The following is a 23,740-nucleotide window of genomic DNA, read 5'->3' on the forward strand; positions in this document are numbered from 1 at the left end:
AATAACGGAGCGCTTATGTCTCAATCGGTGGAATTTTCAACCCTACCATTTGCTAGCCATTTCAAATTAGGGGTCATTCGCCTTGCCTCACCTCGTACATTAAATGCTTTAAATCTTGAGATGATTGAAGCGATCTCGAAAAAGTTACTCGTATGGCAAGAAGATCCTGCTATCTCAGCGGTGTGGATAGAAGGTGCGGGTGAAAAGGCTTTTTGTGCAGGAGGGAATGTGGTCGATGTGTATCGATCGCTGGTTGAACAACATGACAATGGTCTGTTTAGTGAGCGGTATTTTGGGAGTGAATACCAATTGGACTTATTAATCCAACGCTATCAAAAACCGGTCATTAGTTGGGGTCATGGTTATATTATGGGCGGCGGTATGGGACTGTTCATGGGAGGCGATTATCGAGTGGTCATGCCTTCGAGTCGACTGGCGATGCCCGAAATCAAAATTGGCTTATATCCGGATGTCGGTGCCAGCTATTTTTTGAATCAGCTCCCCGAACATTATGCACGTTTCTTGGCGCTAACAGCGTATCAAGTTAACGCGACAGATGCCTGTGAGTTAGGTCTAGCGACGCACTACGTATGTGATGACGCTTATACACAGGTATTGCAGCAATTAGCATCCGGTACGATAGATAACACTGAGCGTAAACAAGTTGCTCTTCATATCGAGCGAGTATTACACGGCTTTACGCTCGCGGAAGAGGTGTTTTTATTACGTCCGGAGTTGATGTCTCATGACAAAGAATTGAAAAACTTGATGAGTGGTGACATCGTCAATATTCATCAGTCGATGAAGCAATACAAAACTGATAGCCCAACTCTTCAAACTGCGCGCGAAAACTTTCTTAAAGGCAGTCCACTGTCTGCTTGTTTGATATTGGAACAGTTAAACTGGGGGATTGGACAAACATTAGAATCTGTTTTCCAACGTGAAGCCGTATTATCCGTCAACATCAGTGTATATGGAGATTTTTGTGAAGGTGTCCGAGCATTGCTGGTAGACAAAGATCAAGCGCCCGCATGGAAACATACGTCGATTCTAGAGGTGCCAAAAGAGACACTGCATCACTATTTTGTTCCGATGGCGGCTAGGACTCAGGTACCGAGCTAGCGACTTTTTGCTCACAGTCCTGTAAAACAATTTTAAGTGCGGCAATGGCTGTTTCATTGGGAATTTCATTTTCTTCTAGTAGTGCGATTAAGTCGACGGCTAGTTTAATGTGGTCAGGAGCGGAATCTAACGGCATAGGGACTTTTTCTGCATATTTGCTGTCATGTTATTAGGGTAAGCTTTTTCTATAATAAGCATTACAGTGACGATAAAGAAGTAAATGTTAACACATCCTAGAGGTGCGCGTGGTTACAAATGAATTTTGGTTAGAACGCTGGCAAATGGGTCGAATAGGTTTTCATCGCGATGAGGTAAACCCTTGGTTGATTCAGTATTGGCCCCAGATCGGTCGAGGAGCCAAGGTACTGGTACCATTATGTGGTAAGTCAGCCGATTTGTTATGGCTAGCGAACCAAGGCTACGATGTAACAGGTGTTGAGCTGTCACCGATGGCCGTGGTTGAGTTCTTTGGCGATAACGATTTAACGTATCAAACAGAGCAAGTTGGCAGTCTAAAAATTCATACTGCACATGGGTTAGCTTTGCGTATTGTGGAAGGGGACTACTTTGATTTTCACGAGACAGGTTTTGACGCGTGTTATGATCGTGCCGCATTAGTTGCGATACCGGAAGATAAGCGTGAGCAATATGTACTTCATACAAAGCAGCGGCTCACTCCAGAAGCAACCTTGCTGCTCATTACATTAAGTTATGATGGCGATCAGGCCGGACCACCATTTTCAGTCTTAGACTTTGAGGTGAACGAATTGTGGGGGGACTGGATACGAAAATTAGCCAGTGAAGACTTACTCCAATTAGATGAACGCTATCAGGGTCATGATCGCACTTTTTATGAAGAAAGTGTGTGGAGGATTACTGCTTAATAATATCTCTATATACCTGAGTATTTTTCTGGGATAATAGTCGTCATTCACGATTCCTGATTCATCAATTTCCCAAGCGAACATCGCTTGGGATAGAGTTATTATGACCAAACGACACAAAACCGCTCCAGATATATTTTCTTACCCTCAGTATTGGGCTGAATGTTATGGCGTTGCGCCATTTTTACCGACCACCCGCGAAGAAATGGATGCTTTAGGCTGGGACAGTTGTGACGTCATCATTGTCACTGGCGATGCCTACATTGACCATCCAAGTTTTGGCATGGCAGTAATGGGGCGCGTATTGGAGGCACAAGGCTTTCGTGTCGGTATTATTGATCAACCTGATTGGCGCAGTCCTGATGACTTTATGCGTTTAGGTCGTCCAAATCTGTATTTTGGTGTGACAGCGGGTAACATGGACTCCATGATCAACCGTTACACCGCGGATCTTAAAGTGCGCAACGACGATGCCTATACGCCTTATGGTGCCGGCGGTAAACGTCCTGATCGAGCCGTCATTGTCTATTCTCAACGTTGTAAACAAGCTTTCCATGATGTTCCGGTAATGATCGGTGGCATCGAAGCGAGCTTGCGTCGTATCGCCCAATATGACTATTGGAATGATGAAGTACGTCGTTCCGTGTTAGTAGACTCTACCGCTGACATCTTGCTCTATGGTAATGCTGAGCGGGCCATCATTGATGTGACTCATGCCGTGGCCGCCGGTAAAAAGATGGATGAACTGGAAAACATCCGAGGTACCACGATTATTCGTGATACACCTCCAGGTGGCTACACGGAAATCGACTCGACGCGTGTCGATTGGCCGAGCAAGGTAGATAAAATTTATAGCCCTTACGAATACATCCCGGAAGGTAAGTGCCAAACTGGTGAGCAAGAAGACGACGATGTCATGCCGATTCGAGTGATTCCAGCGCCGTTACGTAAAGGTGAAAAACTCAGTCCTGAGAAAACCTATATTCGCTTACCGTCTTTTGAAAAAGTATCAAAAGACCCTGTGTTATACGCGCATACTTCGCGTATTTTGCACATGGAATCCAACCCTCACAATGCGCGTGCCTTGATTCAAAAGCACGGTAAAAAAGAGATTTGGGTTAATCCACCGCCAATTCCACTGGAAACCCCAGAAATGGATGGTGTGTTCGATTTACCGTATGCACGTGTACCACACCCTAAATATCAGAAAGCGCGAATCCCAGCTTATGACATGATCAAAACGTCGATCAATATTATGCGCGGTTGTTTTGGTGGCTGTACGTTCTGTTCGATTACTGAGCATGAAGGGCGTGTCATTCAGTCGCGTTCACACGAATCGATCCTAAATGAAATCGAAGACATCAAGCAAAAGGTGCCGGGCTTTACCGGTCACATTTCTGACTTAGGTGGACCGACATCAAACATGTACACGTTGAACTGTAATGATGATGAAGTTCAAGCGTCGTGTCGTAAGTTGTCTTGTGTGTACCCAACGATCTGTTCAAACCTTAAAACCGATCATAGCGCAACGACGTCACTGTATCGCAAAGCACGCTCTGTGGAAGGTATTCATAAAATCTCAATCGCATCAGGTTTACGTTATGATTTGGCGGTAGAAGATCCTGAGTATGTGCGCGAATTGGTGACACATCACGTCGGTGGGTTATTAAAAATTGCACCAGAGCACTCTGAAATGGGTACCCTGTCGAAAATGATGAAGCCGGGCATGGGCACTTATGATCGTTTCAAACGCATGTTTGATAAGTATTCAAAAGAAGCGGGTAAAAAACAGCATTTGATTCCTTATTTTATCGCAGCTCACCCAGGTTCTAGCGATGAAGACATGATGAATTTAGCGGTTTGGTTGAAAGAAAATGACTTCAAGCCAGATCAGGTGCAAACGTTCTACCCATCGCCAATGTCGTTAGCAACAGCGATGTATCACTCAGGTAAAAACCCATTACAAGGGGTGACCTACAAGAGTGAAGATGTTTATATCCCGAAAGACTACAAGCAGCGAACCACGCAAAAAGGCTTCTTACGTTATCATGATCCAAGTAACTGGCCAGCGTTACGTGAGACCTTGCGAGTCATGGGGCGTGCTGATCTGATTGGTAATGGCAAAGGTCAATTAGTACCAGACGAAGAAAAAGACAAGCGTACGCCACGTCGTCCAACGAAAGCCAAACCAGGACAAAAAACGGGTGCATCGCACTCTAGTAATCGTCCTACGTTTGAAAAAATCGCTGAAAACGAGCGTACTCAGCGCAAGCAAAATAAGACAAATGCGTCCAGCACAGAGAGCCGTCCAGCTAAAACAGGTGGTGGTGCGAACCGTTCAAAATCGAAACGACCTGCAGCAAGTAGAACCCGTTAATAGATTAAGGACGACCGCATTCTATGTGGTCGTCCTTTGCACCAACTTGTTCACGCAATAGCAAAATTACCCTTTAAAAGGTGCATTCTCTTCGAAAATCTCCCATAATTCAGCCCCATTATTGGTATACGTTATGCATTGATCAAATTAGACACGGTGCTAACCCGCGTTAATACCTCCACAAGAGGTTTACGTTACTAACCTGCGCTCAACCAAAAGTAAGCGTGATGATTGGGAAAACAACTATGAAACTGACACATCAATGGCTTTCAATTCTTGAAGGCTGCATTCTAGTGGCCCTAGGCCTGCATATTCTGAATTCAGTCGGTCTTTTGATCAGCGGTACCGCAGGCATCGGCATGATTTTGTTAAAACTGACCAGTTTAAGCTTCGGACAATTATTTTTCGTTTTAAATTTACCTTTTTACATTTTAGCGTGGCGCGCGCTCGGCAAAGAGTTTGCGTTTCGTACCTTTGCTGCGGTGAGCATATTGTCACTGCTATCTGAATTGTTCCGTCATATCGTACATCTTGCGATTCATCCCATTGCCGCGGCGATCTTAGGCGGTATGCTGGTAGGATTTGGTTTGATCATTTTATTTCGTCACAATGCATCGCTAGGGGGTTTAAATATTTTGGCGGTCTATTTAGAGCGTCGTTTTAACATACACGCGAGTCGTACCACACTCATTGCGGATTTATGTGTGCTGTCTGTCGCGGTACTTGTACTCGATGGATGGAGTCTGCTGTATTCTTTATTAGCATTCCTACTATTAAGCTCGGTGGTTGGACGCTATCATCGTCCGCCAAAATGGGCGCAAAACAATGAGACCAAGCACGCCTAATGAACGCTCAAAAAGTTGTTATTGATCATTTCGATGAAGAGTTGGTGTCCTTTCGGGCGTTATTAGATGTTTACCACCGTAGCGTTCATGCTATACCTGATATGATTTATTCACCTGAGCAGAAGTCCGTTTGGGCCCCAGACTGTTTAGAGGTTTCAAGCTGGCATGAACGGCTTCAAGAGCATCAGGTTTGGGTCGCTTTGGGGGAGCTAAACAAAGAGTGCTTAGGGTTTATTGAATTAGATCTGAAGGGCGATATTGAATGCCTGTATGTGTGCCCGCAAGCTCAACGTCAAGGTATTGCAAAGGCCCTATTGATCAAGGCCAGAGAGCATGTCGTCCACCACTACGAAAATAAAACGGAGTGGCGAGTCCAAGCGTCGGATGCCGCTTATGAGCTTTTTCTGAAGTTTGGTTTTTTACCTACTCAGCGTAATCAAATTGAGCGATTGGGTGTTTTGCTTGAAAACACGAGTATGGCAAAATCCCTGCGATAGTTTTTAATGAGGTGTTTCAAATGGATAGTCTTGAATTAAAAATCCCACCAGCGTTGTTGTTCATTTTAACAGCAATAGTGATGTGGGCCAGTGCTGGGTGTTTGCCTGCATTTGACTCAGTCGGGTGGTTTTTGTGTGCTTTGGGGTGGTTGAGTTTTGTCGTTGGTGGCTTGTTTTGTGTGCTAGGTGTGTTGTGGTTTGTGATACATCAGACAACACCTGATCCGCGTGATCCCTCGCAGTCAAGTAAGCTGGTAACATCAGGTATTTACAGCAAAACCCGTAATCCTATGTATTTGGGCTTTGTTTTATTATTAAGCAGCTATATGTTTTGGCAAGGTTCGCCGCTGATGGTGCTTTATATTGCTGCGTTTGTTTGTTTCTTGACGCGTTATCAAATTATTCCCGAAGAGCGTATTTTAGGGTATCGCTTTGGTCAGTCCTTTCAAGAGTACACCAATCGCGTACCACGTTGGTGGTAAGTTTGATCCGATATAAAAAGCCCAAACAGTATTTACTGTTTGGGCTTTTTAGTGTTCGATTAGTACATTTACTTTTTTAGAGCTGACTATTTAGGCAGCAATACGGTGTCAATGACATGGATAACACCGTTTGATTGTTTCACATCAGCGATGGTGACATGCGCCATACGGCCGTTTTCATCTTCCAACATAATCATATCGCCTTTGTAGGTTGCGGTTAGAACACAGCCGCCTAACGTTGGTACTGGGTGAGCACCCATATCATCGTCAATCATGGTTGTGATCGCGCTTGATAAAGCATTGGTGCCGACGACATGACAGGTTAGCACTTCTTGTAGAGCGGCTTTGTTTTCAGGCTTTAACAAGTTTGCTACCGCACCTTTAGGTAACTTATCAAACGCTGCATTCGTTGGCGCAAACACGGTGAATGGGCCTTCACCTTGCAATGTGTCGACAAGACCTGCTGCTTTCACTGCCGCGACTAGAGTTGTGTGATCTTTAGAGTTCACAGCATTCTCAATGATGTTCTTACTGGCGTACATCGGTGCACCGCCCACCATAGGGTTGTCATGTTTTGTTGCCATGTTGTCATGGCTTGGTGACGTGCTTGAACAGCCAGTGATCGCTAATGCAGTGGTAACTGTTAGTGTTGTAAGAAGTTTCATAGTAGTGCTCCCGTAGTGTGATTTTTATTAACTTGGTATGTGTAACCACGGGCGTTATTTCAAATAGTTTCAATTTATATTTAAAAAAATTAACGAAATTAAAAATAGTCATGTCATGGTGACGTATTTCTACGTTCTATTTTGATCGAGTAGCTGCTTTAGTCGTATCAATCCTTTTTCAAAGTGTTGATGAGTTGGAATAGACATCAGTGACAGTCTGACATACTGAGAGTAGGACTCATCATGACAAAAGTAGCGGCCATTACTAATTAACATACCGCGCTCTTTCGCAGTTGCGACAAATTGATCCGTATTGATGTTATCTGGCAATGCAAGCCAGATGTGGAAGCTACTAACCTGTGCTGAAAAAGTATCCTTCTCTAAAATAGTTTGCGCTATTGCTTGCCTTTGCTCAGCAATGCTCTTCTGTTGATTAGAGAGTTCGAATGCTTTCTCTGAGTTAATCATCTGTGTCGCTATTTCAAATGTGATAGGCGATACAAGCCAAATCATGGTGCGGATAAGCGTTGATAAATGCTCAATTTGACTCTGTGGCGCTTTCAGGTAGCCACAACGCATACCTGGGCTTATTGCTTTCGATAAGCTACTGATATAAAAACTCTTTTCGGGGATAAGGTTGGTGATAGGAGGTATTTTTTCGGAGTTCAAAAAAGCATAAATATCGTCCTCTATGAGCCATGTTTGGTACTTTTGGATCACGCTAGCGATGGCTTCGCGGCGTTCGATTGAAAGCGTAACCGTTGTTGGATTCTGATGAGAAGGGACGATGATAACGAGGCTAGGGTGGCTTTGTTTACATACTTCTTGTAGGTGCTCAGGACACATGCCTTGCTCATCTTGTGTTACACCAACCGCTTTACGTCCTAATGCATTAATGATTGACAGTATTCCAGGGTAGGTCAGCGCCTCTACGGCAATGACGTCCCCTGGTTGTGAGTAGAGTTCAATCAGCAGTGAAAGTGCATGTTGCGCACCATTGGTTAGAAGCACATGCTCGGCAGAGCGCACATGCAAGCCAAAATGTTGTAACCAACGCATGCCGGCATTTTTGTGTAAAAGGCTTCCAGTATGCTCCGTATAACCAAATAAGGAAGGGGAGACAGTATTACTAAAGCATTGACTGATTTGGTTATTTAATGTTTCTAGGTGGTAGGCAAGACAAGGCTGTAGAATGGAGAAATTCCATTCATCTTCCAACAGCTGTGGTTGGATCGCTTGTCTTAAGCTTGATCTCTTTTTGACAAAGCTTCCGCGGCCAACAAATGATTCAATATGCCCTTGATCAGCAAGTAAAGAGTACGCCTTAGCAATGGTAACGGGTGTCGTTGCATATTCTTCAGCTAATGCTCTATGGGTTGGAAGTTTACTGCCTTCTCTATAATGCCCTATGTCAATTAAGTGAACAACAGTGTCTGCAATGTCTTGATACTTTGGCATGGTGACTTCTTTTTCAATTCTACTAACAATTTTAGAGCGACTATAAAACATTTGAGAACTGCGATCTATTGGATTCAGTGATATGTCATAACCAGAACTTTAAAATCATATTGACATATGTCATTAAGTTTTATTAATATCTAAATTAACTGATAATGACATATTTTTAAAGAGGCGCGAATGAAACATAAACAGGTAGCTTTTATTGGATTGGGGGTGATGGGGTTTTCCATTGCAGGTCATTTAGCTCAGCAAGGTTACCGAGTAACGGTGTATAACCGAACGGTTGAAAAAGCTAAGCGCTGGGCCAATGAGTTTTCAGGGCATTGGGCAGAAACACCTGCCGAAGCGGCTCAAGGGGCTAGTGTTGTGTGCGTTTGCGTGGGCAATGATGAAGATGTACGTCATGTTGTTTACGGTGCTGAAGGTGTCTTAGCGGGTATGTCTGAGGGGGCGGTATTAATCGATCATACCACTACATCTGCGGTGTTGGCTGAAGAGTTATTTGACGCTTGCCAAAAACAAAATGTCGGATTTATTGATGCACCAGTGTCAGGTGGGCAAGCTGGCGCGCAAAACGGCGCGCTTACTATTATGTGTGGTGGTGAAGGTGCCGTATTCGAAAGTATCAAACCTGTCATGGAATGTTATGCCAAACAAATTCAGCTATTGGGCGTGGCTGGGCAAGGACAGCGTTGTAAAATGGTCAATCAAATTTGCATCGCCGGCGTATTAAGCGGTTTGAGTGAAGCCCTAATGCTTGCAGAGAAAGCAGGATTGAACATCGAGCAGGTGGTAAATTCTTTACAGCATGGGGCAGCAGGATCCTGGCAGATGAGCAACCGATTAGAAACTATGTCGCAAGGAAAATTTGATTTTGGTTTTGCGATCGATTGGATGCGAAAAGACTTGGGTATTTGCTTAGATCAAGCTAAGTCTTACGGTATTGATTTAAAAATGGTCGAAGACGTTGATCAGCATTATTCCGTTTTACAGCAACGAGGGCTAGGACGAATGGATACCTCTGCATTAGTCAAAGCAATTGCAGAGTGACACTTAAGTGTCGCCGCTTTGAAATAACGCCTAATCAGAGCGGCAAGACCATTATTTTAGAATATCAATTTGGATGAAAGGTCATTGCCACACCATTTATACAGTGGCGCAGACCTGTAGGCTTGGGTCCGTCTTCGAAAATATGGCCCATATGGCTGCCACAGCGACGACAATGTACTTCGGTGCGGGTCACAAACCAGCTGCGGTCATCTTTAGTGCTGACTGCATTGGGTAAACTGTCGTAAAAGCTTGGCCAGCCGGTTCCGCTGTCAAATTTCGTTGCAGAATCATAAAGAGGTAGATCGCAACCTTTACAGTGGAACAGTCCTTTACGCTTTTCGTCGTTAAGTGGGCTTGAGTAGGCACGTTCTGTGGCTTCTTCACGCATGACTTGGTATTCAAAGTCTGTCAGTAGCGTGCGCCACTCCGCCTCTGTTCGCGTAATTTCATAGTTGGCTTCACTAACTGCTGATGCCATTGCGGTCATACCACGGCTCATTAGCGCTATGGCTAACGTGCCTTTTAAAAAATGACGTCTGTTCATGATGTGACTCCTATTATCAATATACTTATAAGAGACGTAAAAAAAGCCAAGAAAGTTTCATCTCTCTTGGCTTTAGACGCCGCAAAGTGCGTTTTTCTTACAGTACAACCAAGTTAAAGTGCCATCGTGTCGGCGACGGCTAACACAGGCCCAGTAGGTTGTCCTGTCGGTGAACCTCCTTTAGGTTCTAAACTAATTGCCATATGCGCATTAGAGAGTCCGGCTAACCAACTCACATCCAATGAAATCTCTTGGACATTGTTGATGTCTAAGACGCCCAAGGACATAGGCGCGCCATCACCAATCGCAACCCAAAGCTCATAATCTCCCTCTAACGAAGCGGAGCCTTGTAAAGGTTCGATACGCAATTGCTTGTCGTCTACATCGACAAAGACATCAATCACCAGATCCGTTGTTTCAGACACTAAATGCGTTTGATAATTCGCTTCAAATTGAGTAGGCAAGGCGAACCAAATGCCTACGGCTAATACTACGGCCGCCGCCATCGCCCATAAAGGCGACCGGTATTTTTCTTTTTGGTCGATTTTAGTTAAGGGCGTCACGTTTGACTGTGATTTTAGGTAGTTCTCTAGCTGGTTTTTAATGTGTTCTGGAGGAATGCTTTCATCCCATTGGTCCGACAAGTTTGCGAAATGTTCTGCCCAATAAATATAGGCCGCTTCGGCGTCTGGGTCCGTCAGCATCTTTTGCTCAAAGGCTTGAGCATCAGCTGATGATAGCAGCCCTAATGTGTACTCGGCTGCGATGGTATGTTGTTCTGGTGATGAATTCATTGGCCCATACACCCCTGTAGTTTGAGTAAGCTACGTCTTAACCAAGTCCGCATCGTGTTCAATGGAACAGAAAATTGTTCTGCCAAATCGGCATAGCTTAACCCTTCTAAGTAAGCGCCTTTTACGGCATCGGCGCGGTCGGGCTCCAGTGTATTCAGACAGTCTTCCAATTGACGTTGAGTTTGCGATGAATGGGCGCATTGCTCCGGGCCATCCTGCTGTGATTCCAGCTCATAGTCTTCCATGGATTCAGTCGGCTTGCTGGCTTGAGATCGGCGTCGATCAATAGCGCTGTTACGTGCAATGGTAATCAGCCATGTCATTGGGCTTAGCCCATTTGACTGGTATTGAGCCGCCTTGTGCCAGATTTTAATGTATGCCTCTTGAAGAACGTCTTGTGCTGTTGCCTCGTCTTCTAATACACGTAGACAAACCCCATAAAGTTTCGCGCTGGTGCAGTCATAAAGTTCAGAGAAGGCTTGTTGATTTCCTTTGGCTATGTCGATAAGCATTTGCTCGATCTCAGACAATTCGCGCATGGAGCTTCCTTTTTAGAGTGATGTGGCCCATAGGTCATACGTAGCTTACGCTGATAAGTGTAGATTAGATCAGAGTGGTTATTAGTATTAAAGACTGGCACAAACTTAGCAAGTCGCTTAGCATCTGCATCAGCGCCTATTTGCGGCGCATTACAATGTTTTTCAAAATCGTTAGGACATTAGAACATGCCAAAAGCCAGTGAAATTAAGCGTAATACAGCCGTTGATTACGATGGTAAAACTTATATTGTGCGTGACATCGAGCGTTCGGTGCCACAGGGCCGTGCCGGAGGCAGTCTATATCGCATGCGTATGTATGACGTGGTGACTGGTCGTAAAATCGATGAGACATTCAAAGATTCAGAGATGCTAAACCTAGCAGACCTAATTCGTCGTCCTGCGATGTTTTCGTACATGGATGGCGACGACTTCGTCTTTATGGATCAAGAAGACTACACGCCTTATAACCTAAATAAAGAAGCGATTGCTGAAGAAGCGTTGTTCTTCAATGAAGAAACCGCAGGTATTCAAGTGGTGTTGGTAAACGATGCTCCTGTAGCATTAGAACTACCACAAGTGGTCGAATTGACGGTAACAGAGACTGACCCATCCATTAAAGGTGCGTCAGCAACGTCACGTACTAAGCCAGCATTATTGTCTACGGGAGCAACCATCCAAGTGCCTGAATACATCGGTACAAACGATCGTATCCGCGTGAATGTAGAAGAGCGCAAATTCTCAGGCCGTGCTGAGAAGTAACACTGAAGTAACCTAGCTTTAAAAGCCGTGACGGTCGTCACGGCTTTTTTATGATTGATCTACTTGTAGCCCTTGGCTTGTAACGCGAACAAATGCGCATACTGCCCCGCTTGCTTTAATAACTGCTCATGGGTGCCACGTTCTTTTATTTCACCGTGCTCCATGACAATGATTTCATTGGCTAAACGCACCGTCGAAAAACGATGGGAAATCAAAATCGCCATTTTGCTTTGTGTGTGCTCTTGAAAGTGAGCAAAGATTTCGGCCTCCGCCGCGGCGTCCATGGCTGAGGTGGGTTCGTCCAACACTAAAATATCAGCCTTATTACGCATAAACGCCCGTGCCAACGCGATCTTTTGCCACTGGCCACCGGATAGTTCTTGCCCGTCTTTGAACCAGCGTCCTAACTGTGTGTGATAACCATCGCTTAAGTCTCCAATGAAGTCTGTGGCTTTACCTAACTCCGCTGCTTGCTGCCAGCCGTCTTCATCATGAAAACGTGTTTCATCGCCTGCACCGATGTTCTCACCGACGATAAATTGATAGCGCACAAAATCTTGAAAGATTACACCAATACGAGTAAGAAGAGCTTGTTCATCCCAATCTTTTAGATCCAAACCATCCAATAGAATACGACCATGAGTCGGTTGATAAAGGCGGGTCAGCAGCTTTATTAACGTGGTTTTGCCTGAACCATTTTCGCCGACAATGGCTAGACTGGAGCCCGGCCGAATGTGTAGATCAACGTTGTTTAACGATGGTGCAGGGCTTCCCGGATAAGAGAAGCTAACGTGTTCAAAACGGATACCATCTCCCGGCTTAGGGCCAGCTGTTTGCCCGGATTGGCTCGCTAGAGTCGGCTGTTCGAGATATTCGTATAGGTTTGATAAATACAGGTTGTCTTCGTACATACCGCTAATACTGGTTAAGGAAGACGCTACCGCACCTTGTCCTTGCTTAAACAGTAATATGTACATGGTCATTTGACCAAGCGTGATGGCACCTATGACCGTCGAAGTGACGATCCAACCATAAGCACCATAAAACACTAAGGTGCCGATAATTCCAAGTGCAAAGCCCCATGTTTCACGGCGAATTATCAAACGCTTGTTTTCACGAAACAGTTTTAAAAATATGTCTCGATAACGTCCTAAAAAACGTTTGCTGAGTTGGTAAAGGCGTACTTCCTTAATATTGTCTTCTCGTGCAAGCAGCGTCTCTAAGTAGTTTTGCTGGCGAAATTCCGGCGAACGCCAACGTGACAATAGAAATGCATCCCCACTGAATTTAGCCTCGGCAATGAACGCAGGCAAAGCGCCCAACACAAGTAGTAATAATGCCCAAGGCGAAAACTGCCACAGCAGAACAGCAAAACTGATCAAGGAGATACCATTCTGCAATAATGCGAATGTTTTGTTGACCAATGCCAGTGGGCGGCTTGAGGCTTCTCTACGGGCACGTACTAGCTTGTCGTAAAACTCAGAATCTTCGAATTGCGCCAATGAAAGAGATTGTGCTTTTTCCAAAATAGTCATGTTGACGCGTTGGCCTAATAACTCTCGTAAAATCGCCTGCAACGCAGCCAGACCTCGTTGACTGCCACTCATAATCAGCACAAAAACGGCTTCGATCATGACGTAATAGAGTGCAGGGAAGTAATCAATGGTTCCGGTAGTTTGATAGTTATCCATGGCGGCGACCACAGCATCGACAATTAGCTGCCCCACATACGCCATAGCGGCCGGAAGCACCCCTGCAATTAATGTTAGGACAGCGAGACCAATGGTTAGCTTGGAAGATGTGGCCCAAACCAATTCAAGTGCACGTTTGCTGTAACGAAACACGCCAAGCATGTTCATATCAATAGTATTGCGGTTGGTGCCTGCGGATTTCATATAGAGCATTCCTATGAGCCTAAGCGGATGATTGTATTGTAACGTTATCAAGACGTCATCGAATACACTCAAGTCATGTCGCGCGTTTTCAATTTGACTTGGTTTCGGGGCGCCGCTAAGGTTCGAGATTCGTTTTACACAAAGGCTTCAAGAGTGAAGGCTTTTCGGTAGGTATTCATGGCAGATGTGACGTTAAGTAACTTTCCATTCACCGCGGTAGCAGGGCAAGACACTCTGAAATTAGCGTTGATTCTAAGCGCTATTAATCCCCACATTGGTGGAGTTTTGATTGCTGGCCCTCGCGGTAGCGCGAAAACAACATTGGCTCGTGGGTTAGCGGGAGTCATGCCTCAACATGATGCATTTGATACGCCATTTGTCACCTTGCCGTTAGGCGCGACGGAGGATCGATTACTTGGCTCATTAGACATCGACGCGGCGCTCAATGACAAAAACGTCAAGTTTCAATCTGGATTGTTGGCCAAAGCCGATCAAGGTATTCTGTATGTCGATGAAGTGAATCTACTGCCTGACAGCCTAGTAGATGTGCTGTTGGATGTCAGCGCCAGTGGCGTTAACCGAGTAGAGCGAGATGGCGTCAGCCACGAACATAAAGCCCGCTTTGTACTGGTGGGTACGATGAACCCCGAAGAAGGCGAATTGCGCCCGCAATTAAAAGATCGCTTTGGTCTTATGGTGTCTTTATCGAATCAATACAGCTTAGAAGAACGCGTGCAAATTGTCCGATTTCGGGATGAATACGACCAAGACCCGAAAGGTTTTTGCGATGCGTTTAAATACAAACAGCGCAATTTACGCCAAAGTATCAATCAAGCCAAATCACGCTTAACAAAGATTAAGTGTGCCGATGCTTTACGCATGGATATTGCCAGCCGCTGCCAAGATGCAAACGTTGACGGTGTAAGAGCCGACATTGTCTGGGTTCGGGCCGCTGTCGCTCATGCCGCCTGGCAAGGTACGGACACAGTTTCCATTGACGATGTACAAGCGGTTGAAGAGTTTGTGTTAGCCCATCGTCGCCAGCAAGCCCAGGCTCCTAAAAGTTCCGCGCCTCCTAGCTCACCGCCGCCGAGTTCAAGACGCCCACCTGAGTCGAAGTCGGAGGAACCTACGCCGGGAAAGTCTTTACCTTCACCGCAGAATGAATCTGAATCTGTTGGTGAATTTGGTAGTATGCCCCCTGAACTACAAACGACCCAAGATGCGCTTGGACTAGGTTCCGTATTGTTTAGCGAAGCTGTCGTTCGGCCATCCCTTCATGGCACCTTCGGTGCTGGCAAACAGCGCGGGGGAAATCAGGGGGGCACTCGTCTAGGGGCACGGCAAACCGGCGGCATTGATATGGCGCAAACGCTGCGTAGCAGTCTAGGACAATGGCCTCCGCAACAATTGGTGCGGCGTAAAGGCCGTGAGGGTAAAGTGGTTTTGCATTGTATTTTGCTAGACACTTCCGGTTCTACGTTGAGTGATCAGACCTTTGCTAACGCCAAAGGGGTGATACTCGACATTGCTGAGCGCGCCTATTTGCAGCGAGAAAGGATCAGTATTTTAGGGTTTGGTGGTGAACAGGTCGATTGGTTGCTACCACAGGTACGAGCTCCGCAAAGCATTCGTACCCAACTTGATGCGTTCACAGCCGGTGGCGGTACACCTATTCATCAAGCGCTTGAGGATGCTGAGCGCTACTTGGCGCAAGTCAAACACCAACGGCCAGATTTAGACGTGTACAGTTATATTTTGACCGATGGGCGAGTCACAGGTGCTTTTGTTAAACAATCATGGCCGGGACGATTGACTGTCGTAGACACAGAACTGGCGTCGATTAAGCGTGGTCGTGCTCAGGAATTGGCGCAAGCCATGTCGGCCGTATACATTCCATTAAGCAATCTACTTGCTCCATAGCAACTTTCAATAGAAGTGATGACAATGACAACAAACGTGGCCCATTGCCCCGCATTATTCTTAACTGCTCCGGCGTCCAACCAAGGCAAAACCACCATTACTGCGGCATTAGCGCGTTACTTTACCGGGCAAGGTAAAGTGGTACGCGTGTTTAAAACCGGTCCAGACTATCTTGATCCACAGATTTTAGCGCAAGCCTCCAAGCAGCCTGTAGAGCAATTGGATATTTGGATGGCTGGGGACGAGTATTGTCAAAAAATGCTGTTTGACGCTGCACAAGAAGCGGATTTAATCTTGGTGGAAGGTGCGATGGGCATGTTTGATGGGGAGCCCTCAAGTGCCGATTTGGCGGCCCGATTCAATATACCCGTAGCGATTGTTATGGATGTTGGTGGTATGGCGCAAACGGCCGCTGCGGTGGCAACTGGCTTGGCAAATTTTCGCGATGATGTGACAGTCGCAGGATTGATCGCCAACCGTTGTGGCAGTGAGCGTCATGCACAATTGATCCGTGATGCCTTGCCTAAGAACTTACCATTATTAATAAGTCTGAAGCGCAATGATGAAGTGACGCTGCCAGAGCGTCATTTGGGATTGGTTCAGGCGTCAGAGGTTGGCGATGAGCTAGAGGTGTGTTTTAGAGCCGCCGTTCGTTGGTTAAGTGAAACCGAAGATACCAGTCTATTAACCTTACCAGAACCGATCGCATTTTATGCGCCAGAAGTAGCGCCTCAAGCAGACGTAGGTACACCGTTGCAGGGCAAAACGATCGCTGTTGCGAAAGACGAAGCCTTTAGCTTTATCTACGATGCCAACCTGCGCGTGTTGCAAGCTCTAGGTGCACAGGTGACGTTCTTTTCACCGTTACGAGACCGATTGTTACCACCAGCGGATGCGCTGTGGTTACCGGGTGGTTATCCGGAGTTGCATGCGCAAAAGCTTTCTGAAAATCGAGCCATGTCAGATCAAATACAAACTTTCTTTGCTGCAAATAAACCGATATTAGCGGAGTGTGGTGGGCTGCTTTATAGCTTAGAAACCTTGACTGACTTGGAGCAAAACACCTATCCAATGTTGGGATTGATTCAAGGTAATGGTGCCATGCGTGGTAAGCGAGGTTGCCAAGGAATGCAAACCGCTGCGTTACCAGAAGGAGACATTCGTGCTCATGCGCATCATCGTTCTTTAAGTGAAAATACCCCTGAGCCGCTCAGTCATGGCCGTCGCCAACGACATCCCGCGCTGGGCGAGCCTATTTTTCGCGACAAAGGACTGACGGCCAGTTACCTGCATTTATTCTTTGCCTCCAACTTTGCTGCCACGGCTGCGTTGTTTCTTAATTGACGTTTGCGCAGGCTGATGCGCAAACCTTTTTGAATGCGGTTTGTAAGACAAATCATGGAATTAAAAGGGCGGTTATGAAAATTCTATTGTTAGGTGGCACGGCTGATGGTCGCCATTTGGCGGAGCGATTAAGCCAACTTAACCATGATGTGCTGTATTCCATTGCTGGATTAGTTCGAGTGCCGACGTTGCCATGTGAGGTAATTATAGGAGGCTTTACTCAGTTTGGTGGCCTAGCAACATTCCTAAAAGAGCGACAAGTAGCCTTAGTCATTAATGCGACCCACCCTTACGCGGCAAAAATGAGCATAACAGCGATCGAGGCTGGCAAACAAACAGGGGTGCCTGTTTGGCGCTTTTTACGTTCATCTTGGCAACCTCAAGCCGGAGATGACTGGCGCGAGTACACTGATGATGCTGCGTTACTGGAGCAATTAAACAGCTTTAAACGACCTTTGCTAAGTGCAGGGCAGATGACTCTTTCATTACTACAATCATTGATGTCACAAAACCGTTTTGAACAAGGTGTATGGCGTACGGCGTCGTCTCCGAAGTTTGATGTACCTACCAGCATTACTTGGTTAAAAGCCATTGGACCATTTGATGTAAAATGCGAACGACAACTGCTCGAAGCGTATAATATTGATGTCATCGTGACCAAAAACACTGGGGGAGATACGACTTCAGCTAAGCTTGAAGCCGCACGCCAGCTGAGTATTCCCGTCTTACTGCATAAACGTCCAACCGTTTGCGGTGCTAAACGAAGCTTTTCAGATTACTCAAAACTCATTAACGCGATTAATGAGATCACATCCAAGTCACCTCGTAAACAGAGAACACAGCAGCAGTGACTTATTAATACTAAAGTCACTGTGCAAGGCACGCTCGTAACGTTTATAAGGTTACTAGTTGTTCTGCGGCTTGATTTAAGGTGTGATCTCGTTTGGCAAAGCAAAAACGGATTAAGCGTATATCTTCTGGCGGTGTTTGGTAAAACACAGAAATTGGAATTGCCGCTACGTCTGCTGTTTCAATCAGCCATAACGCAAATTCGCTATCAGGTATGTCTCGGATAGCACTGTAATCCATCAGTTGGAAATAGGTGCCTGGCGAAGGCGTAAATGTGAAGCGGCTGTCGCTCATTGCTTTATTGAAGAAGTCTCGTTTTTGCTGATAGAAACTCGGTAGCATCTCATCGTGATCTGGGTGCGCGGCTAAATAGTCGGCTAAGGCCAACTGCATCGGTGTACTGGTACTAAACGTTAGATATTGATGGACTTTGCGTACCTCAGCCATCAATGCCGCAGGAGCAACACAGTAACCAATCTTCCAGCCTGTTGTATGGTAGGTTTTTCCAAATGAAGACACGACAACACTGCGTTGGGCTAACGCTTTGTGACGTAACACGCTTTGATGTTCAGCGCCTTCAAATACGATGTGCTCGTATACCTCATCGGACAGGACTAATAAATTATGCTGTTCTGCTAATTCATATAACGCTTCTAAATCATTACTAGAGAATACCGTCCCTGTTGGGTTATGAGGTGAGTTAACGACGATGACCTTGGTTTTCTCGGTCACGGCATTTGCGACGATTTGCCAATCAATAGCAAAGGAGGGAGGCAATAGGGCAATGTGTACCGGATTGCCTCCATTTAAGCGAATAGCGGGATCATAGGAGTCGTAAGCAGGGTCAAACACAATGACTTCATCTCCTTGTTGGACAAACGCTGAAATCGTTGCGAACAAGGCTTCTGTTGCACCGGAAGTGACGGTAATATCGGTGTCTGCATCGGCTTGATGGTTGTAGCAGCGCGACAACTTGCTTTGGATCGCCTGACGCAGTGTAGGAGCGCCTGTCATCGGAGCGTATTGGTTGGCGCCTTGCTGAATGTAATGATCAACTCGGCTTAATAGCTCGTTTGGCCCATCAAAATCTGGGAAGCCTTGGGAGAGGTTGATCGCTTGATGTTTGGCGGCCAGTTCAGACATTTGCGTAAAAATAGTGGTGCCTGTACTCGGTAGCTTACTATCAAATTGGCGCATAATATTGGTCCTTTTAAGCGAAATCGCGCCTGTAATGCTAATTCAGAGTGCTTTAGAGTTAAAGAGTCAAAACAGTTACTGATATTGGCGGCCAGCTTTGTTATAAAGTGTCGATTCCGACAGTAGGAGAAATAAATGTCTGGGGAAGTAAACGAAACTAAAGGTCGCCTTACGACACGCACTGTAGCAATGCCTGGGGACACTAACCCAGCGGGTGATATTTTTGGCGGTTGGGTGGTGTCTCAAATGGACATCGCAGCAGGTATATGCGCTGGGCAACGTGCTCAGACACGTGTTGTAACCGTCTCATTAGATGGTATGAGTTTTATACGCCCAGTAAAAGTTGGCGATATTTTAGGTGTCTATACCTACGTTAAATCAGTTGGTCGCACTTCTATGGATATCCATGTAGAAGCTTGGGTGCGACGTGGGCGTATAGGAATACGCGAAAAAGTAACAGAAGGTTTATTTAAATTTGTTGCGATTGATGATGCGGGCAAATCAACACCAATTCCTGCAGAAGAGGATTTGCCGGATTACGTTCATGAGTCTATGAACGAATTCTAATCTCTGTATTTTGACCAATAAAAAAAGCAGCTTAAGCTGCTTTTTTTATTGGAAACTAATAATTAAATCATCGAGCCAATCGAAAGTTGCTCATTATCAGAATCAATCATTTTGTTCAGGTCCAGAAGGATGACTAATTCTTCTTCTTTCTGGTAGACACCTTGGATAAACATTAACGCTTCATCGTTACCGACACTAGGGCTTTGCTCAATTTCACTTTGATACAAATAGAATACTTCTTTAACAGCATCTACTAACATACCAATCTGCTCGCCATCATGTTCAATAATGATAATTCGCGTGTCATCAGAAATAGTACACTCAGGCAAACTAAATCGAACACGAGTGTCAATTACCGTGACAACATTACCGCGAAGGTTGACGATTCCAAGGACGAAGGACTGAGCACCTGGAACAGGAGCAATTTCGCTGTAACGCAATACTTCTTTAATTTGCATTACGTTGATGCCGTAAGTCTCATCCAAAAGTTTGAAAGTAAGGTATTGGAGCAATTCTCCTTTATTACTTTCGCTAGGCAAATTTCCTGATTCTTTGATTGTCGCTAATTCAGACATGGCTCTAAACCTATTATCAATCCGATGATATGCGCTAATGCGCTGCTCGTATATTTAGTAGAATAGACGAAATGCAACGCATTGGCTTGATAAATTAAGTAACAATTAGTTGTCTTGTTGTATGCCAACAATCGTCCAATTGCCTTGAGCATCTTCTAGGTTTTTCTCTAAATGCCACACTTCATTGGCTTCGGTGGTTTGATCACCTTCTTTGATCCAACCGCTAAAACGCAATGAAATAGAAGCTGTTGAGCCGATAAACTCGCCGCGAACAAGGTCTACCATCAAGGAAACAACTTCAGTACGAGGTTTATCTGAACCAAATTTAGCACGCTCTTCACGCAACATAGCACAAACATCCGCGCTAAAGTAGTCGCTGATTTCCTCGAAGTTATTGTCATCCCAGGCTTTCTGCAAGGTTACATAATGACTTTTTGCTTCGGCAATGAACGCTTGTTCATTAAAGCCTGGCGGCAGTTGAATCTGAGGTTGAGAACCAAAGCCAGAAATACCAGACATAGGTGAAGGTTGTACATTGTCTCGCGTTGAGTTAGGCATTTCGCGGTACATGCCTTGAGCGCCCGCTGTTTGCGCAGCTTGGCGTTTTTTGGCAAAGAATAGCTTATAAATCAAGAAGCCGATGACTGCAAACAGTAAAATATCACCAAAAGATATACCATCGAATGCACCACTGCCCATCAGTGCAGCAAACAAGCCGCCCGCCAATAAGCCACCTAAAAGTCCACCACCTAAGCCACCAAGGAAGCCTGATTTTTTAGTGGTGCCGCCTGCAGCTGCCGCTTTCGATGTGCTGCTACTTGTTGGGCTAGTTGCACTTTTACTCGTTGAAAAGCTTTTGCCGAAGCTTTTGCTTCCACCAAGACGTTTTGCTTCAGCATCAGAGGCAAAGCCTCCCATACCAATTGCTAATACAAATGCCATAAGTAAGGCATATACAGATGTTTTCAAGATGTTTCTCCAAATTAGACGAAGTGAACCAAACCAACTGCTTTACGAAGGTCAGAGATCAGAGCTCGTGCTCGGGCACGGGCTTTTTCAGCACCGGCCTGTAAAACTGCTTCGATTTCGGCAGGGTTCGCCATAAGCTCAAGGTATTTTTCTCTTGGCTCTGTTAGTTGACCATTAATCAGCTCAAAAAGTTCCTTTTTAGCTTCACCCCAAGCGATACCATCTAAGAATTTTTGGTGCATCTCTGCAGTTTGCTCTGGGGTGGCGAACGCTTTGTAAATATCAAAGACCGTTGAGTTTTCAGGGTCTTTAGGTTCACCAGGTTCAAGCAAGTTGGTGACAATCTTGTTGATTCCTTTTTTAAGCTGCTTCTCAGTTTCAAATAGCTGGATAGTATTGTTGTAGCTCTTACTCATTTTTCGGCCATCAAGGCCTTTTAAAATGGCACTGTCATCTTCTGCAACGAGTGCTTGTGGCATGACAAAGTGCTCACCAAACAAATGGTTGAAGCGGGAGCCAATGTCGCGCGCCATTTCAATGTGTTGGATTTGATCACGACCAACAGGGACCTTGTTAGCATTAAAAGCTAGGATGTCTGCAGCCATCAATACTGGATAGCAAAATAACCCCATGGTAATGCCATTGTCTGGGTCTTGACCATTAGTGGTATTTTCATCAACGCTAGCTTTGTAGGCGTGTGCGCGGTTCATTAAACCTTTTGCAGTCACGCATGTTAGGAGCCAGTTTAGTTCAGCTATTTCAGGAATATCCGACTGACGGTAAAAAGTTGCTTTGTCTGTATCTAGGCCACAGGCAAGCCAAGTTGCTGCTATTTCAAGACGAGACTGTTTAACACGCTCAGGATCCTGACATTTAATCAGAGCATGATAATCAGCTAGAAAGAAGAATGATTCTGTGTCTTCGTGAAGGCTAGCTTCAATGGCTGGGCGAATTGCGCCAACATAGTTACCTAGGTGAGGCGTGCCCGTCGTTGTGATACCGGTTAAAACAATTTCTTTACCCATTTTCCCTTACTCAATCATATAAAAAGGTGTGTGTACCCTATCATAAAAATTAGGGTATACGTAGCTTAAAACCACCCTGTTTCAAACGTGCAAATGTGGCGACTATTAATTAGGTTCTAATCTGACGAAAGGTGAGATTGATACGAGGCGTGCCGACTTTTTTTGTGGTTGGAAGGCTGTGTAACCAATGGTGTTGAGTCACGCCTTTCATCACCAGTAAACTGCCCGAGTCTAGTTCAACTGAATGGGTTTCTTTGGTGTGTTTGTGTTTGAAAGAAAATTTACGCTTTGCGCCAAAGCTTAGGGACGCGATCACACCTTGCTCGACCAGTTCGCGTTCTGCGTCACTGTGCCATGACATACCTTCGGAACCATCATGGTAAAGGTTCAATAAGCAAGAGTTATATTGTTCTTGCGTTTCTCGTTCAACTTGCTCTTTTATTTCTAATAGAAGAGGGGTCCATAATTTAGCGATTTTTGTGGTTTTAGAATATGTATATCGAAAGGCTTGTTCCGCGTACCAAGCAACTTTACGTTTGGTGATGATGTGTTTACCAAAAATCACGGCTTGATCATATTGCCAATCAATTTCGTTAAGCAGATGATGAAGGTAAATGTGGGACTGCTCTGGCTGAATCAAATGTCCGAAGTAAGTTACATCGCCATCGTATGGTAAAACAGACAAAGGTTCCGATTCAATTTCTGAGAAGAGATCATTCATTTGCATCGACTCCCTTGTTTGTGGTGTGAGAGCTCCTAACCGATAATTACTTGGTAGTCTTTATTTCAGATCACTTTGTAATAAGGGAATCAAGGCTGTAGCGCTATTGTCGGCAATCTCGCTTCCTACGGCTTTTTAGTCAATAGGAGAGATCCGTTAAGCCGTATTTGCATATCTAAATTCCTACGCGTTAATACGAAATGCATAAAAATTACTGGTTTATGCATAATAATGTGTTAGGAAGGATTTGGCAGAGTGTAGGAGGTATATGGTGGAGCCTAGCTCCCTCGCAAAGCGGCTTGAAAGTATTGCTATTGCTGGGTTCTTTTATTTCGATTTTTATATATGCCCCCGTAGATGCCCCCACATTCATTTTCTTACAGTGAAAGGCTATGACAGGGCATGCGCATTTATACCAATAAAAAAATGCCCCCACAACCAATTAAGGTCATGGGGGCATTTTGCTATTTACCATGTTTCTTTTTTTCTAGAGAGACTAACAAGTCATCTTTAGCTGCTTCTGTAAATTTAAAAGTATCAGTTGATAGCTGTCCAACATTGTGACCACAGTAACCACAATCAACTTCATATTTTTTCCCTACCGTAAAATTTATAGACTCTTTACAGCAGGGGCATTTTCTTTCGTACATATTTGC

25 protein-coding genes are annotated in these 23,740 nt (G+C 45.2%); 12 read left to right on the forward strand and 13 right to left on the reverse strand.

The features are described from left to right. Positions 1-15 precede the first annotated feature (15 nt). Positions 16-1,122: an enoyl-CoA hydratase/isomerase family protein gene (locus tag AYW75_RS07545; protein WP_067097771.1), complete on the forward strand. Its 1,107-nt coding sequence runs from the start codon at positions 16-18 to the stop codon at positions 1,120-1,122. Here AYW75_RS07545 and AYW75_RS07550 read toward each other — a convergent pair. Further along, positions 1,100-1,258 carry a DUF2496 domain-containing protein gene (locus AYW75_RS07550; RefSeq protein WP_067097774.1) on the reverse strand — a complete coding sequence of 53 codons (159 nt, stop codon included), beginning with the start codon at positions 1,256-1,258 and terminating at the stop codon, positions 1,100-1,102. The genes AYW75_RS07545 and AYW75_RS07550 overlap by 23 nt on opposite strands. 109 nt (positions 1,259-1,367) lie before the next feature. Here AYW75_RS07550 and AYW75_RS07555 point away from each other — a divergent pair, with 109 nt between their 5' ends. The 5 genes from AYW75_RS07555 (at position 1,368) to AYW75_RS07575 (ending at position 6,207) form a co-directional block, all read left to right on the forward strand. Beyond that, positions 1,368-2,006, forward strand: coding sequence for a class I SAM-dependent methyltransferase (locus AYW75_RS07555; protein WP_082856442.1), 639 nt, complete (start codon positions 1,368-1,370; stop codon positions 2,004-2,006). Positions 2,007-2,109: 103 nt separating this feature from the next. Beyond that, positions 2,110-4,383, forward strand: a complete 2,274-nt coding sequence (locus tag AYW75_RS07560; protein WP_067097777.1) for a YgiQ family radical SAM protein — start codon at positions 2,110-2,112, stop codon at positions 4,381-4,383. Positions 4,384-4,628: 245 nt separating this feature from the next. Continuing rightward, entirely contained in the window at positions 4,629-5,228 is a 600-nt protein-coding gene (locus AYW75_RS07565; RefSeq protein WP_067098821.1) for a YitT family protein, read from the forward strand. Next, on the forward strand, positions 5,228-5,725 hold the full coding sequence (locus AYW75_RS07570; protein ID WP_067097779.1) for a GNAT family N-acetyltransferase: 498 nt from the start codon (positions 5,228-5,230) through the stop codon (positions 5,723-5,725). The genes AYW75_RS07565 and AYW75_RS07570 overlap by 1 nt, the downstream gene beginning before the upstream one ends. Positions 5,726-5,745: 20 nt before the next feature. Continuing rightward, positions 5,746-6,207 (forward strand): methyltransferase family protein, encoded by a 462-nt coding sequence (locus tag AYW75_RS07575; RefSeq protein ID WP_067097782.1) that lies wholly within the window; start codon positions 5,746-5,748, stop codon positions 6,205-6,207. A gap of 86 nt (positions 6,208-6,293) precedes the next feature. Here the strand turns inward: AYW75_RS07575 and AYW75_RS07580 are convergent, their stop codons facing one another. Together AYW75_RS07580 and AYW75_RS07585 are read right to left on the reverse strand one after the other, a co-directional pair. Further along, positions 6,294-6,872 (reverse strand): fasciclin domain-containing protein, encoded by a 579-nt coding sequence (locus AYW75_RS07580; RefSeq protein ID WP_067097785.1) that lies wholly within the window; start codon positions 6,870-6,872, stop codon positions 6,294-6,296. A 129-nt stretch (positions 6,873-7,001) separates the two neighbouring features. After that, entirely contained in the window at positions 7,002-8,330 is a 1,329-nt protein-coding gene (locus AYW75_RS07585; protein WP_231886165.1) for an aminotransferase-like domain-containing protein, read from the reverse strand. 180 nt (positions 8,331-8,510) lie between these two features. Here AYW75_RS07585 and AYW75_RS07590 point away from each other — a divergent pair, with 180 nt between their 5' ends. Next, a complete protein-coding gene (locus AYW75_RS07590) occupies positions 8,511-9,383 on the forward strand; it encodes an NAD(P)-dependent oxidoreductase (RefSeq protein WP_067097791.1) in 873 nt (290 codons plus the stop codon). A gap of 64 nt (positions 9,384-9,447) precedes the next feature. Here the strand turns inward: AYW75_RS07590 and msrB are convergent, their stop codons facing one another. The 3 genes from msrB to AYW75_RS07605 all read right to left on the reverse strand — a co-directional run bounded on the left by msrB (position 9,448) and on the right by AYW75_RS07605 (position 11,260). Further along, positions 9,448-9,927 carry a peptide-methionine (R)-S-oxide reductase MsrB gene (gene msrB, locus AYW75_RS07595; protein WP_067097794.1) on the reverse strand — a complete coding sequence of 160 codons (480 nt, stop codon included), beginning with the start codon at positions 9,925-9,927 and terminating at the stop codon, positions 9,448-9,450. A 113-nt stretch (positions 9,928-10,040) separates the two neighbouring features. Continuing rightward, positions 10,041-10,721: an anti-sigma factor gene (locus AYW75_RS07600; RefSeq protein WP_067097797.1), complete on the reverse strand. Its 681-nt coding sequence runs from the start codon at positions 10,719-10,721 to the stop codon at positions 10,041-10,043. After that, positions 10,718-11,260 carry a sigma-70 family RNA polymerase sigma factor gene (locus tag AYW75_RS07605; RefSeq protein ID WP_067036349.1) on the reverse strand — a complete coding sequence of 181 codons (543 nt, stop codon included), beginning with the start codon at positions 11,258-11,260 and terminating at the stop codon, positions 10,718-10,720. The genes AYW75_RS07600 and AYW75_RS07605 overlap by 4 nt, the downstream gene beginning before the upstream one ends. A gap of 186 nt (positions 11,261-11,446) precedes the next feature. Between AYW75_RS07605 and efpL the strand changes: the two genes are divergently transcribed. Beyond that, positions 11,447-12,019, forward strand: a complete 573-nt coding sequence (gene efpL, locus AYW75_RS07610) for an elongation factor P-like protein EfpL (protein WP_067036352.1) — start codon at positions 11,447-11,449, stop codon at positions 12,017-12,019. 59 nt (positions 12,020-12,078) lie between these two features. Here efpL and AYW75_RS07615 read toward each other — a convergent pair whose 3' ends face one another. Then, entirely contained in the window at positions 12,079-13,914 is a 1,836-nt protein-coding gene (locus AYW75_RS07615) for an ABC transporter ATP-binding protein (RefSeq protein WP_067097800.1), read from the reverse strand. 177 nt (positions 13,915-14,091) lie between these two features. On the opposite strand from AYW75_RS07615, the gene AYW75_RS07620 reads away from it, so the two are divergent. From AYW75_RS07620 to AYW75_RS07630, 3 genes are all read left to right on the forward strand, one after another. Then, complete coding sequence (locus AYW75_RS07620) at positions 14,092-15,837, forward strand: AAA family ATPase (RefSeq protein WP_067097803.1); 1,746 nt, start codon at positions 14,092-14,094, stop codon at positions 15,835-15,837. Between the two features lie 24 nt (positions 15,838-15,861). Further along, the gene (locus AYW75_RS07625) at positions 15,862-17,181 is read left to right on the forward strand and encodes a cobyrinate a,c-diamide synthase (protein WP_067097806.1); all 1,320 of its coding nucleotides are present in this window, start codon (positions 15,862-15,864) and stop codon (positions 17,179-17,181) included. A 74-nt stretch (positions 17,182-17,255) separates the two neighbouring features. Then, on the forward strand, positions 17,256-18,032 hold the full coding sequence (locus tag AYW75_RS07630) for a precorrin-6A/cobalt-precorrin-6A reductase (RefSeq protein WP_067097809.1): 777 nt from the start codon (positions 17,256-17,258) through the stop codon (positions 18,030-18,032). A gap of 43 nt (positions 18,033-18,075) precedes the next feature. On the opposite strand, the gene AYW75_RS07635 is transcribed toward AYW75_RS07630, so the two are convergent. Next, a complete protein-coding gene (locus AYW75_RS07635) occupies positions 18,076-19,227 on the reverse strand; it encodes a methionine aminotransferase (protein WP_067097812.1) in 1,152 nt (383 codons plus the stop codon). Positions 19,228-19,362: 135 nt separating this feature from the next. Here AYW75_RS07635 and AYW75_RS07640 point away from each other — a divergent pair, with 135 nt between their 5' ends. Continuing rightward, positions 19,363-19,794 (forward strand): acyl-CoA thioesterase, encoded by a 432-nt coding sequence (locus AYW75_RS07640; RefSeq protein ID WP_067097815.1) that lies wholly within the window; start codon positions 19,363-19,365, stop codon positions 19,792-19,794. Between the two features lie 62 nt (positions 19,795-19,856). Here the strand turns inward: AYW75_RS07640 and AYW75_RS07645 are convergent, their stop codons facing one another. The 5 genes from AYW75_RS07645 to AYW75_RS07665 form a co-directional block, all read right to left on the reverse strand. Then, the gene (locus tag AYW75_RS07645; RefSeq protein ID WP_067097817.1) at positions 19,857-20,369 is read right to left on the reverse strand and encodes a chemotaxis protein CheW; all 513 of its coding nucleotides are present in this window, start codon (positions 20,367-20,369) and stop codon (positions 19,857-19,859) included. A gap of 105 nt (positions 20,370-20,474) precedes the next feature. Next, the gene (locus AYW75_RS07650; RefSeq protein ID WP_067097820.1) at positions 20,475-21,338 is read right to left on the reverse strand and encodes a Tim44 domain-containing protein; all 864 of its coding nucleotides are present in this window, start codon (positions 21,336-21,338) and stop codon (positions 20,475-20,477) included. Between the two features lie 14 nt (positions 21,339-21,352). Continuing rightward, a complete protein-coding gene (locus AYW75_RS07655) occupies positions 21,353-22,363 on the reverse strand; it encodes a tryptophan--tRNA ligase (protein ID WP_067097823.1) in 1,011 nt (336 codons plus the stop codon). A 109-nt stretch (positions 22,364-22,472) separates the two neighbouring features. Continuing rightward, on the reverse strand, positions 22,473-23,084 hold the full coding sequence (locus AYW75_RS07660; RefSeq protein WP_067098824.1) for an alpha-ketoglutarate-dependent dioxygenase AlkB family protein: 612 nt from the start codon (positions 23,082-23,084) through the stop codon (positions 22,473-22,475). A gap of 464 nt (positions 23,085-23,548) precedes the next feature. After that, positions 23,549-23,734, reverse strand: a complete 186-nt coding sequence (locus AYW75_RS07665) for a hypothetical protein (RefSeq protein ID WP_067097826.1) — start codon at positions 23,732-23,734, stop codon at positions 23,549-23,551. Positions 23,735-23,740: the final 6 nt, after the last annotated feature.

Origin of the sequence: Marinomonas atlantica, from assembly GCF_001639725.1 — a bacterium.
Classification (GTDB): Bacteria; Pseudomonadota; Gammaproteobacteria; order Pseudomonadales; family Marinomonadaceae; genus Marinomonas; species Marinomonas atlantica.